General features: G+C 38.0%; 9 protein-coding genes. 8 read left to right on the top strand and 1 reads right to left on the bottom strand.

Annotated elements, in window-relative coordinates; translation table 11 throughout:
- Positions 1-12 precede the first annotated feature (12 nt).
- From JNUCC41_RS24525 to JNUCC41_RS24505, 5 genes are all read left to right on the top strand, one after another.
- The gene (locus JNUCC41_RS24525) at positions 13-1179 is read left to right on the top strand and encodes a saccharopine dehydrogenase family protein (protein ID WP_192205261.1); all 1167 of its coding nucleotides are present in this window, start codon (positions 13-15) and stop codon (positions 1177-1179) included.
- A gap of 402 nt (positions 1180-1581) precedes the next feature.
- Complete coding sequence (locus JNUCC41_RS24520; RefSeq protein ID WP_192205260.1) at positions 1582-2949, top strand: MFS transporter; 1368 nt, start codon at positions 1582-1584, stop codon at positions 2947-2949.
- A gap of 847 nt (positions 2950-3796) precedes the next feature.
- Positions 3797-4513, top strand: a complete 717-nt coding sequence (locus JNUCC41_RS24515; RefSeq protein WP_192205259.1) for a FadR/GntR family transcriptional regulator — start codon at positions 3797-3799, stop codon at positions 4511-4513.
- 764 nt (positions 4514-5277) lie between these two features.
- Positions 5278-6471, top strand: a complete 1194-nt coding sequence (locus tag JNUCC41_RS24510; protein ID WP_192205258.1) for a M14 family zinc carboxypeptidase — start codon at positions 5278-5280, stop codon at positions 6469-6471.
- 230 nt (positions 6472-6701) lie between these two features.
- A complete protein-coding gene (locus JNUCC41_RS24505) occupies positions 6702-7766 on the top strand; it encodes a M14 family zinc carboxypeptidase (protein WP_228467444.1) in 1065 nt (354 codons plus the stop codon).
- 191 nt (positions 7767-7957) lie between these two features.
- Here JNUCC41_RS24505 and speB read toward each other — a convergent pair whose 3' ends face one another.
- Entirely contained in the window at positions 7958-8926 is a 969-nt protein-coding gene (gene speB, locus JNUCC41_RS24500; RefSeq protein WP_192205257.1) for an agmatinase, read from the bottom strand.
- 417 nt (positions 8927-9343) lie between these two features.
- Between speB and JNUCC41_RS24495 the strand changes: the two genes are divergently transcribed.
- From JNUCC41_RS24495 to JNUCC41_RS24485, 3 genes are all read left to right on the top strand, one after another.
- Positions 9344-10690 carry an APC family permease gene (locus JNUCC41_RS24495; RefSeq protein ID WP_192205256.1) on the top strand — a complete coding sequence of 449 codons (1347 nt, stop codon included), beginning with the start codon at positions 9344-9346 and terminating at the stop codon, positions 10688-10690.
- Between the two features lie 589 nt (positions 10691-11279).
- Positions 11280-12557 carry a Glu/Leu/Phe/Val family dehydrogenase gene (locus JNUCC41_RS24490; protein ID WP_192205255.1) on the top strand — a complete coding sequence of 426 codons (1278 nt, stop codon included), beginning with the start codon at positions 11280-11282 and terminating at the stop codon, positions 12555-12557.
- Positions 12558-12591: 34 nt separating this feature from the next.
- A complete protein-coding gene (locus JNUCC41_RS24485) occupies positions 12592-12882 on the top strand; it encodes an SAV0927 family protein (protein WP_192205254.1) in 291 nt (96 codons plus the stop codon).
- The last annotated feature ends 11 nt before the right edge of the window (positions 12883-12893 follow it).

Here is a 12893-nt window from a genome sequence, read left to right as displayed (position 1 = left end):
AGGGGAATTAAGATGAAAATTATAGTTATTGGTGGAGCAGGAATCCAAGCATTAGGGACAATTTATGATTTGTTAGAAAATGATGAAGTTACAGAGGTTATGATTGCTGACATTTTAATAGAAAAAGCAGAAGAAAGAGCTAAGCAAATCGGAGATCCACGTTTAACAGCCAAGCAGATTAATGTTCTTAACGAAGAAGAAACTGCCAATGTCATTAAAGGCTTTGATGTTATTATCAATAGCGGTCCAGCTTTTCTATGTCCAAATGTAACCAGGGCGGCATTAAAGGCGGGAGTCAATTATGTAGACCTTGGCGCTTGGCCAAAAGAAACTGCAGAACAGCTAGAATTGACAGAAGAATTTGAGGCAAACGGAATCACAGCCGTCCTTGGAATGGGGAGTGGTCCTGGAATTTCAAATATGATGGCATTAGCTGGGGTAGAACAGTTAGATACAGTATCTGATATTGATATTACAATTGCCATGAAGGATTTTACAGAATACTCTTCTCCGTTAGTTACACCATATATGCTAGATACTATTATCGACGAGTATACTATAAATCCGGTAGTTGTTAAAGATGGTGAAATAACGAAAATTGACCCACTTATTTCTAGACCTGTTGAATTTAAGGAACCGATTGGCCTTGCAAATCCTATATATACAATTCATCCTGAACCCGTTACACTCTATGATTCATTTAAAGACCAGGGTTGTAAAAATACTACCTTCAGCATTGCTCTTCCAAAGGAGTTCCATGAGAAAGTGGAGTTTTTAGTTCAGCTTGGGTTTGGTAGTAAGGAACCTATTAATATGGGTGGGGCTGAGGTATCTCCAAGGCAAGCATTACTAACTGTTGCTAATCAACTTATACAACCAAAAGTGGATAAAGATCAGTATAGTGTAACTCGTGTTGACGTAACAGGTGAAAAAAATGGTCGGAAAGAGAAGGTTGTAGTTGAGGTATATGTTGGGAGTGAAAAGAAATGGAATATTCCTGCTGGAGCATTGAAAACATCTGTACCTCCTTCCATTGTGGCTCAAATGCTTGCAAAGGGCCAAGTTAAACGAAAAGGTGTATATCCTCCAGAAAAATGTATTGAAACCGCTGCATTCTTTAAAGAATTAGCGTTAAGAGGTATGGAAGTATACTCGAATAAGGTTGAACATACTTTGTAAATATAAAATGATTTACCGGCAGACAACGTATTTAATCTAATGTCCTGAAAAGCTTGCTTTGGTTAATATCATGTAATAATTATTTGTGGGGGCCCAGTTTAGTATTTTACCAATAATTCGTTGATATTTTATGGGTTTTCGTTAAAAATGCGATTTTGTTTGTCAATTTAATAACGAAAATCCTTAATCGAGTAAAGCATTACTTTTCCTTCTAAGTTCTTCATAATGTATTTCTTAATCATACAAGCTATTGAGAATGTTATAATTTTTTGATTATTTGCGAAATTGATTTTGCCCACCTTTCATCCGGACAGACTTTTGAAAAATGGGGACAAAGAAGAAATGAAGCGCAAATTATTATGAAGAAAAAAAGAAACCTTTTATTCAAAGGGGGAAATAGTAATGTCAACCAAAGCGCGTAATATTGTTGATGATTCACCATTAACGAAATTCCACATGAAATTAACAATATTTACTGCAGGTGGTCCTTTTCTTGATGGTTATATACTTAGCATCGTCGCAATGGCTTTGATCCCATTAAATCAATCATTTGAAATCAACGGTTTATGGAACGGGCTACTGGGTTCTTCTGCTTTAATTGGAATATTCATTGGTGGAATAATATTCGGCTATCTAACGGATAGGATTGGCCGAGAAAGCATGTATCGTTTGGATTTAATAGCATTTCTTGTTTTATCCATACTTCAAATATTTGCAACAAATGTCGAACAGCTATTTATTATCCGAGTGTTGTTAGGTATAGCCATTGGGGCGGATTATCCAATTGCCACCTCATTGTTAACGGAATTTGCACCTAAGAAATATCGAGGGAAAATGATCGGATTCCTTACTATATCTTGGTATTTGGGTGCAACTGTCGCTTACTTTGCAGGCTACTTTTTATTAAACTTAGGACCAGATGCTTGGAAATGGATGTTAGGATCAAGTGCTATACCTACATTAATTGTTATATTCATGCGTTTAAATACTCCTGAATCACCAAGATGGCTTTTAAGCAAAGGACAGAAAGAAAAGGCATTACGAATCATGAAAAATATCTATGGGGAATCCACGACACTAGAAGATATTCCTTCAGGACCAGTTCAAAAACCAAGTCTCATGAAACTCTTTTCGCCCGCCTATCGAAAACGTACGATTTTTGTCATGCTATTCTGGAATTTTCAATTAATCCCGATGTTTGCGATTTATACATTTGCACCAACTTTGTTAGAAACCTTTAATTTAAATAAGGGGGATTTATCCCATATTGGATCGGCATTAATTTCATTCATGTTTTTAATTGGGTGTACGGTCTCTATGTTCTTTATTGATCGCATTGGACGGAGATCACTCTGTATCGGGGGCTTCTTTTTTACCACAATCGCCCTGCTAGGTCTGGGGCTAGCACCTGAAGCAAGCGGTTGGATCATCGTTAGTTTATTCTTTATGTATGCATTTTTCGCAGGAGCTCCTGCTATCCTTGAATGGGCTTATCCAAATGAACTATTCCCGACAGATATTAGAGGAACTGCAGTTGGCTTTGCTACAACAGTAACTAGAATCGGTGCCTCAGTCGGAACATTCGGTTTACCAATTGCTTTAGCAACATATGGAGTTGGACCCACGATGCTATTGGCAGCAGGATTGAACGTTATCGGATTACTTGTATCCGTCTTTATGGCACCTGAAACAAAGAACCTTAGCTTAGAAGAAGCGAGCCATGATGAAGCGAACAAAATGGATGAAAAAGAGGATGTATCAAACTATTAAAAGAAACGTAACTTAAAAATATTTTTGAAAGTAAAAAATGGAAAATGAAGTTACATGGCAGACTATAAAAGAAGTCTGCTTTCTCTCTTTTTATAAAGATAGACACTTTATCATTATTCAAAAACATTAGGAGTCTTTTTAACATAGTTGCCATACAAAGCTATTTTATAAGTTTAGGATGACTCCTTTTTATATGAAAATTTTGATTCGGAAAGATACTTAGTATAAAAAACTCAGACAAGTTTCCCTGTATCAATATTCTAATACTCCTATTATTGAGATGACCAACCCCAAAACCATTGAGATACTCCTCTTTATGTTAGGATATGATATTTGTGTGGAATATTAGAGTTTGAATCTGCCTAATCAGTGGCAAAATAATTGGAATTAGCTATATGATTATTTCCCGTGTGCATTTTCTTATTTATTACGGAATATATCAGTTTGAGAAATCGGAATCGGACTAAATGAGTCAGGAGTTTCTTTTGATTTTAATTTTCTACCTTTACTGCAATTTCTTGCTTTTTTTATTGGTGGGTGAAATAACGAATGAGCAAATCTTTGGCGGCAATACTTGATCAGAGGATTAAAATAATCAAGGAAAACAGGCAAATATAATATAAAAGTTATTTCATTAAAAAATCTAGAAATAGTTTGAATAATATGAAATACTTTGAAATATCACTAGATGTCTCGTATAATAATTGGGAGTAACTCCCTGGTCTGACCGAAAGTTCAATTTGTTTATAGCTAAAAACTATAGAGAGATATTTTATTAATAGAGCAAAAGGGGGTACTGAAAATTAAACTAAGTAAAGAGTCTCCAGTAAAGTCGTACGTAAAAATAATGGAGGAAATTAGACACTTAATTCTTGAAGGTGGGTTATCACCAGGAGATAGATTGCTATCTGAACGCGAATTGTCTACACAGTTAAAGGTTAGCCGGACAGTGATAAGAGAAGCTTTAAAGTCATTAGAAATGCTTGGTATGGTTGAAGTGAAGGCTGGTGGTACCTTTATTAAGGAACCTGAGTTGAAAGGGATATATCATACCCTATCCTATACAATGGCTTTGGATAGTGTCACTATATTTGATTTGTTAGAAACTAGGAAAATCATTGAGGTTCAAGCAATAAAATTAGCATCAATCCGGAGAACAAGTAATGACCTGGCGATCATATCTGAAATATTAGAAGAAATGAAAAAGGCATTCATTGAAAATGATTTTCAGAAGAGTGTAGCTGCAGATCATAAATTTCATTCTTATATAGTAAAATCCAGTCAAAATAAGGTTCTCTCAATAATGATGGAAGCGGCATCCGATTTATTTAGAGAGGTCTTATTTATCACAAGAGAAAAATTAGGTCAATACAGTGGAATGGATAAGGCAATTTATGCCCAACATTTTTCAATCTTTAAAGCAATTAAAGATCAAGATGTTGAATATGCAGAGAAAATCATGACAGAACACTTAGATTCATTAGAAAGTGAATTGAAAATGATTTTCCAAGGTATCGAACCAGAACTTCCAAGAATAGATGAAGATGATTTAGATGATCTTTAAATCTTTATAAATAATTCTAATTTTGTGCTTTTCATAATATGCATTTTTACTGCTACTATCTTTCTAACTCCAGTGCTGCAAACGTCGGAGAACTGTATTATCAATAAATTATCTATTATTGTGGGCTCTTATAAAAGCAATATGAGCGAATTTCCAGAAGTTTTTTTCGCAAAGCAGGATTCTGAGCAAGGGAAGGAATTTAGTGGTGATATAATAGACCCGGTTGAGAATCATTGGGTAAGCGAAGAACGGGAAATTTTACTTTTAGATATTCCTAGCGGAAAGAAGAAATAAAGGGTGATAATTCTTGGCCAATCTTATTTAAGCATGTCAGAATTTGAACTCTTTTATTCAGCAATTTGAACTATGTTTACTATCTTGACATTTTAGTCTAGTAGCCGGAATCACAGCCATAAAAAGGGTCTTTCATGAATGATCCGATAAAAATAATAGCAATTAACCTTAGAAAGAGTAACCTAAATGGTTACTCTTTTTTTGGGAACATTAGGGAGTTAGGCGTTAAAAAGACGAACTTTAATGAAGCAATACGAAAGTAGTTTAAAATTAGTACTACTTACTTCAATGTAATATATTCAGCACCCTGTTTCTTTTGCCCAATTATGTATATAACTGAGCAGGCTATATCCAAGGCCACTAGGCCGATCATTAAAATCCATAATACGACATCAAATTCCAACATATTTCTACTTTGCCCTTTTGTATAATGAGATAGAATAATATTTTTAGGGAGTGATTGTTGTAATATGAAAAATAGGAAAATTGTTTCAACTCTAGGAGTTGCCGTTTTATCGGCGAGTATTGCGGCACCAACATTTGCAGCTAATGAAACGTCCCCAGGAACACCCATTCAACAAACTTTTTCGGTTTCAGGTTTTACAGATCATGCTGAATTAGGGAAAAAGCTAAAACAAATTGCGAGTGCTAGCCAAGGTAAGGTGAAAGTGGATGTAGCTGGATATTCCAATAGAAATAGAGAAATCTATAAAGCAACCGTGGGAACAGGTGACAAAGTCGTTTTAATTCAAAGTGAGATTCATGGAAATGAGAAAACTGGTACGGATGCCATCTTGAATGTCTTGAAGTTTTTGGGGACCAATTCTCCTGAAGCGGAGAAAATTCGTAAAGAAATTACCTTGGTGGCTTTGCCTAAAATGAATCCGGATGGTGCTGAATTGAACCGCCGGGGAAATGATATGACCTGGTCAGAGGTCGTGGAACAGTTTCCACAGTTAGCAGGAGCGAATCCATCTTGGAACTATTATACATACAAAAATGAATCATTCGATTATGAGTCCAATCCTGGTTTCGATGTCAATCGTGACTTTAATCCTGATTTAAATTATACTCCTCAAGCTAAAGACTTCCCTGGAAAATCATCCACCCCTGGTTGGTTCATAACACCTGAATCACAAACTACGCGTGATGTTTACAAGTCTCTCCTGAAGCAATATGGAAAGGTGGAGGTTTTTGTGGACTTGCACCACCAAGCTCCCTATTATGAAATTGATGGAACGGATGATTTAGTCACATACTCGCTTTCCGCTCAATTTGTTCCTGATCCAAGCTCGCCTTCAGGACAAGAGTATGCCAAATATGCCAAAAACTATAATTACGATTTTTCCAGACAATTGAATGTAGCGGTATATAATGCTATGAAAGAACAAGGTAATTCTCCATATGGAAATATATCTTTATATCCGCAAAACCAAAATCTTCCTGGAACGGCTTTAGGAGCCTTTGCTTTAAACGGAAGTGGGACAGTGCTCTTTGAAGTTAGAGGCCAGACACAGTCTTTTGGCCAAAAGAAAAAAGGCATGCTTATTCAAGCAGTGGAAAGAGGGTTATATGGAATAATTGATGGAGTTACTGATGGCTCAGTATATAAAATCAATCCGGAACAATACGAGTCAATTCCACTGACGGAGGGCAGGCAATAATAAAAATTGATAGTTTCATCAAATTAATTAGTAACCAGACGGGTACCCGCCTGGTTTTTCTTCCTGATCGGTTTCGGCAACCAGAAAATGCTTTTTGAATATCGCCATTGTAGATCAGAAGAAAATGATTTGGAACATAGGTATTTTCCACTATTAACACAAAGTGTTAAAAATGTCAGAATATTATTAATGGTTATTTTTTTGTAATTAAATTTTAAGGAGGGTTTTTATTGAATTTTAAAAAGAAGGTCCTAACAGTTTCATTATCTAGTTTAATGACATTAAGCGCAGTTACAGCTGTTGCGCTGCCAGTCGGAGCGGTTGGAAATGGTCCCAGTGCTGGAAATGGTCAAGTGACAACTTCAAAACTTCATACATATGAAAGCCTGGTAAGCTATCTTAAAACGCAGGATGCTAAACAAGAAAGGCTGGCACTGGAAGTAATCGGCGAAACGGTAAAAGGGAGGGATATTTACTTAGCGAAATATATTTCAAATCCTAAGAATCCTACTATACTATTTTTAACTCAACAGCACGGAAATGAACAACTGACTACTGAAGGTGCACTGGAATTCATTAAACATCTAGGCACTAATAAGACTAAAGGTTTATTGGAAAATGTTAATATACTGATCATTCCCATGTTAAATGCAGATGGGGCAATGGGAGATGTTAATTTCCCTCTTGATGACTATTTAGCAAAAGGAGATCGGCATTTAACACGGGCAAATGCAAATGGGGTAGACTTAAACCGTGAGCATGATAAAAAAACTGATTCCATGCAAGTGGAGGTAAAGGCTTTACACGAAAATGTATTTGCGAAATACGATATAGATTACATGATAGATCTACATCATCAAGGGACGCTAAGCGAAACAGATGGTGAACTTGTTTCAGGTTCAATTCTTTATCCTACAAATGCTAACGTAAAGCCTGAAGTTTTAGAAGCGTCAAAAAAACTGGGTGCTGTTGTATATAACTCCATTGAACCAACTGGTTGGGGGCATATTGGTAAGTATGATGGCGGTTCTGGAGAAAATATAGGCCGTAATGGTGCAGCCGTTCGTTATGATATTGCCACACTGCTCTTTGAGATGCGAGGTATGTCGGACCACAATATCGAGTCAGTGGCGCTTGGACAAAAAAGTAATGGCTATCTAATAAAGCAAACAATAACCACTTTGGATGCAGCTGTCAGAGCTATCGCCGATGATTCAATAGAAACTGTTGATGCAAGCTTTTGGAATACCCTGCCAACACAATCCAATCGTCCTGGGGCAGAATCAGACGAATAAAATGATGACACATCCCATTCTTTCAGAGGGGATGTGTTTTTTTATTTTTCCCACACCGATAGCTCGAACTTGTTCATCAGTTTATATGAAATGATTTATAGAGGAAATCCAGGACAAGATAAAAGGTGATAGAGAAAAAAGGCATCTGCTCTCACTACATGCAGATGCCTTTTAAACGATACTGTTTGCTTCTATAAACTTTTTTCGGCTGAATTCTCCTCCTTTTGTTCTTCTTTTAGCTGTAAGGCTACTAAACTGGCAAAGTCATGAATGATGGTGGCTGCCAATAGTGATGTAATTTGTGTTGGATCGTATGGCGGGAGGACTTCCACCAGGTCGAATCCAATAAAGTTGAATCCTTGCAGAGAGCGTATCATCTCTAGGGTTTCAAAGCTATTTAGACCGCCGACCTCCAATGTGCCAGTTCCAGGAGCACATGATGGATCTACAAAATCAATATCAAAGGTCAAGAAACATGGTGTATCCCCTATGGTTTTCTTGACTTCCTTCACGACATCTTCGATTCCTCTTTTCTTCAGTTCAGGCGTAGTTATCACATTGTAACCTAGATCTGTACTTGAATCTATATCTCCTGGATGATTGAGCGTACCCCTGATGCCAATCTGGAAAACTTTATCCGTTTGGAGCAAGCCTTCCTCATATGCACGGATAAACGGGGAACCATGCCAGTATTTTTCATCATAATAAGTATCCCAGGTATCTGTATGTGAATCAAAATGAAGAAGAGCAACAGGACCGTGTATTTTGGCGGCAGCTCTTAGATTAGCCAATGTTACTGAATGATCTCCTCCGATGCCTATTGGAATGATACCGTTTTTCATCAAGTCTGCCATAGCCTTTTCAATTAACTCATAGCTTCGATGTATATTATGGGGAATCACCGAAACGTCCCCAATATCAATTGCATTACATTCGTCAAACGGAAATACATTGTGAATCGGATGGTAAGGAAACAACGTCATGGATGCCTGGCGGACTGCCTGCGGAGCAAACCGGGCTCCTACCCTGAATGAAGCAGCTGTATCAAAGGGCATACCTACCACTGCCAATTTGGCATTTTCTCTTGTAGAAGGTAAGCGCATAAATGATCCGGTGGTACAAAACTCTGGTTTAACATCAGGGGATAAAGGATATTTCATTTTTCTATTCCTCCATTTTCTTATAAAGATAATAGTTTTGAAACTCATATAATTGAATTCCTATGGATGATTAATTATGCAATTATCATGCCAGTTCACAGTAAGTGATTTAATGAGGATTTTTACGCATATCATTGGCTTGCGTTATGCAAAGGCGAATAATTTATGGGGAATTGAATCGCCGATGAAGAGATGCTCCAAGACTTCATTTCTTTAAATCAATCATATGCCGGTAAGAATACAGGAATTAAGTAGCATTTTTGGCGTTTTTCGCTGGTCGAGTAATCCGAAATCATGTGGCACAGAATTTGCATTAAGGTATACAGGTAAAACTTTTAAAAGAGGGAGGCATGAAGATTTATCTATTTTAAAAAATTGACCCACTGATTTGAAAGCGGTTTCAAGGAGGAATGATAGATGGAAAATGAGGTTACATTGAAAAGATCACTGAAATTATGGCAAATCGTTATGATGGGGTTAGCATATATGACCCCCATGGTTGTATTTGATACATTTGGAATTGTATCTGGGATTACGGGCGGCCATGTGCCGACTGCCTATATCTTTGCATTGGTGGGGATGCTTTTTACAGCTGCAAGCTATGGAAAACTTGTAAAGGTATTTCCTGCTGCAGGTTCTGCCTATACTTATACGCAAAAGGCCATAAATCCGCATTTAGGATTCCTGGTGGGATGGTCTTCGTTGTTAGACTATTTGTTTTTACCTATGGTCAATGCATTGTTGACCAAAATTTATCTCACAGCATTATTTCCAGGGGTTCCTACATGGATTTGGGTAGTATTATTCGTAGCAATCGTCACCATTTTCAATCTCCGGAGTGTCAATGTACTTGCTAACTTTAATGCGCTTTTTGTTTTAATTCAGATTGCCATCATGGTAGTGTTCATCATTCTTGTTGTCAAAGGTTTAAATGCTGGAGAAGGTACAGGAGAAGTGTTTACGATAAAGCCTTTCGTAAATGAAGGAATGGAAGTTTCGGCAATAATAACCGGGGCCACGATCCTATGCTTTTCCTTTTTGGGATTCGATGCGGTAACGACCCTATCTGAGGAAACGCCAGATCCGAAAAAAACGATTCCAAAAGCGATTTTTTTAACTGCACTTTGGGGTGGAATCATCTTCATTACCGCATCTTTCTTTATTCAGCTCTTTTTTCCGGATATATCCCGTTTTAAGGAACCGGATGCTGCATTACCGGAAATCGCCCTTTATGTAGGTGGGAAGCTATTTCAATCCATTTTTCTTTGTACGACTTTCGTCAATACGCTAGCCTCGGGACTAGCATCGCATGCCAGCGTTTCCCGTCTTTTGTATGTTATGGGACGTGATAAAGTGTTTCCGGAAAAATGGATTGGGTTTATTCACCCTAAGTGGAAGACTCCAGCCATTAATGTACTCATAGTTGGAGTCATTTCATTGTCTGCTTTATTCTTCGATTTAGTGACAGCGACTTCACTGATCAATTTTGGTGCATTAATGGCATTTACCTTTGTAAACCTTTCAGTGATCAGCCATTTTATCATTCGGGAAAAGAAACATCGAACGATAAAGGGGTGTATTCAATACTTAATAATGCCTTTAATTGGAGCTATAGCAATTGGAATTCTTTGGATCAATCTTGAGACAAGTTCCCTAATAATGGGGATAAGTTGGTTCATTATTGGTTTTTGTTATCTATTATATATCACAAAGGCATTTCGGAAGGCTCCGCCCCAATACCAGGTTGAAGAAATTCAGCTATGAGACTTTGACAGTAAAAACTGATCCGATAAGGATGAGTCAGTTTGTAGCCAAAAAGGTTTTGGAATAGTTTCATTCCAAAACCTTTTTGGTTTTTTTTATTTGAATGAAGCATGTATTGAGAATAGTTGACCACGGCCCCCTTACCAAGTCCATGTGGCCTCCTTCTTTGCATTCATCGCAGAGAAAGCAGGCATCGCAGCAATCAACAATATTTTACGTCTACTTGTTGTCCGGGTTGAAAGCATTCGGAAACTCCGGGGGAGACCCAGCAGGCGCAAAACGCAGAGGGCGGACCGCCCGTGGGTGACTGGAGGCAACGTTCAAATTGTACAATCCCTTAAATGACTGTAGACAAACTTGATGGTCACCGACTGACACATCTTATAAGGGATGCGTTTTTTTATCTATTTAATCATCGCTGTTTACATATGCAAACCTGAATTGATTATGAATTCATACATATTTCCTGATGATGGTATGTGTGATAGTGATGATTGCAAATGGCGGTATATGGCTATCCACACGAAATCTTCAAAGCTGGCATGAAAGTTGCTTAAGTAAGATATAAGAATAAAAGTGAGGTGCTAAAATGACAGGGGAAATTAAGGTGATTGAAAAACGGCAATTGGATAATCCATTGCAAGAATTCCAGGATATCTTAGAAGAAGCGATTCATGTTTTGGGCTATCCAGATCAGGTTTTTGATTTTTTGAAAGCGCCAATGCGTTTTCTGGAAGTCAGTATTCCTATTCAAATGGATAATGGGGAGACAAGGATGTTTCAAGGGTATCGTGCTCAACATAATGATGCAGCCGGTCCAACGAAAGGGGGGATTCGGTTTCACCCGGATGTAACTCCTGAAGAAGTTAAGGCATTGGCCGGATGGATGAGCTTGAAATGCGGAATAACCGATCTTCCATATGGAGGGGCAAAAGGTGGCATTGTGTGTGATCCCAGACAGATGAGTTCATCTGAGTTAGAACGATTAAGCAGAGGGTATGTCAGGGCAGTAAGTCAAATAGTGGGCCCTACTAAAGATATCCCGGCACCTGATATGTATACGAATTCACAAATCATGGCCTGGATGCTGGATGAATACGATCACATCAGGGAATTCGATTCTCCCGGGTTCATTACGGGAAAGCCTCTGAGATTAGGAGGGTCGAAGGGCAGGGAAAAGGCCACTTCCAAGGGAGTATTATATACACTTCAAATGATATGTGATTTAAAGGGGATTCCTATTGAAGGCATGCGGGTAATCATTCAGGGATTCGGGAATGTTGGCAGTCATTTAGCGTTGTATTTACATGAAATGGGGGCTAAGGTTGTCGGAATTGCGGATGAGCTTGGAGGCTTATATAATCCGGATGGCTTGGATATTCCTTACCTTTTGGAGAACAGGGACTCTTTTGGGGTCGTTTCGAACTTATACAAAGATTCATTATCCAATCAAGAATTGTTGGAAAAAGAGTGTGATGTGCTGATTCCCGCAGCTATTAGCGGAGTGGTGAATAATGAAAATGCAAAACGATTAAAATGTGAAATCCTGATCGAAGCGGCAAATGGGCCGACAACAAAGGAAGCGATCAAGATCCTCGATGATAAAGGTATAGTGCTAGTCCCGGATATTTTGGCGAATTCAGGAGGGGTGATAGTCTCTTATTTTGAATGGTGCCAGAACAACCAAGGTTATTACTGGACGGAAGAGCTTGTGGATGAACGATTGAAGGAAAAGATAACGGCCAGCTTTTTGAATGTCTACCATACTTCAAAAAAATATTCCGTGAACATGAAAGTGGCTGCATATATTGAAGGGATTCGCAAAATAGCAGAAGCATCTCAGCTCCGAGGTTGGGTCAGGTTCTGAGCGAATTAGGGCTTACAAGAAAGGAGGCAATCCGTTGAATTTTGATATTCTTTCCGAAAATAAAGAAAACCAGGCTATTCATCATTATTGCTTATTGTCACAAGATTATAGATATGATGTGACCATTGTATATTCGGCCCAGTTTTTCGGTAAAGCAATGGTTACTTCCATGCAAAGCGGAAGAATGATCCTGCTTTGTGCAAATGATATTAATTTAGATCAATACTGGGCTCCGACCCTTGGGATTGAACAAGAAGATATACATGAGTTCCAAAACTTTCTCAAGTTGGTATTACAAACCCCATTTCATTTTGAAGAATACTGAAGGAAGGAATG

Origin of the sequence: Brevibacillus sp. JNUCC-41, from assembly GCF_014844095.1 — a bacterium.
GTDB classification, from domain to species: Bacteria; Bacillota; Bacilli; order Bacillales; family DSM-1321; genus Peribacillus; species Peribacillus aracenensis.
Note: the sequence above shows the minus strand (reverse complement) of the source record. Positions and strands in the feature narration are given on the sequence as shown.

What these genes read in the sequence shown, in the direction of transcription:
- JNUCC41_RS24490 (WP_192205255.1), top strand. Translation starts at nt 11,280, where the DNA reads ATGACAGGGGAAATTAAGGTGATTGAAAAACGGCAATTGGATAATCCA.
- JNUCC41_RS24515 (WP_192205259.1), top strand. Translation starts at nt 3,797, where the DNA reads ATGGAGGAAATTAGACACTTAATTCTTGAAGGTGGGTTATCACCAGGA.
- JNUCC41_RS24520 (WP_192205260.1), top strand. Translation starts at nt 1,582, where the DNA reads ATGTCAACCAAAGCGCGTAATATTGTTGATGATTCACCATTAACGAAA.
- speB (WP_192205257.1), bottom strand. Translation starts at nt 8,926, where the DNA reads ATGAAATATCCTTTATCCCCTGATGTTAAACCAGAGTTTTGTACCACC.
- JNUCC41_RS24495 (WP_192205256.1), top strand. Translation starts at nt 9,344, where the DNA reads ATGGAAAATGAGGTTACATTGAAAAGATCACTGAAATTATGGCAAATC.
- JNUCC41_RS24510 (WP_192205258.1), top strand. Translation starts at nt 5,278, where the DNA reads ATGAAAAATAGGAAAATTGTTTCAACTCTAGGAGTTGCCGTTTTATCG.
- JNUCC41_RS24525 (WP_192205261.1), top strand. Translation starts at nt 13, where the DNA reads ATGAAAATTATAGTTATTGGTGGAGCAGGAATCCAAGCATTAGGGACA.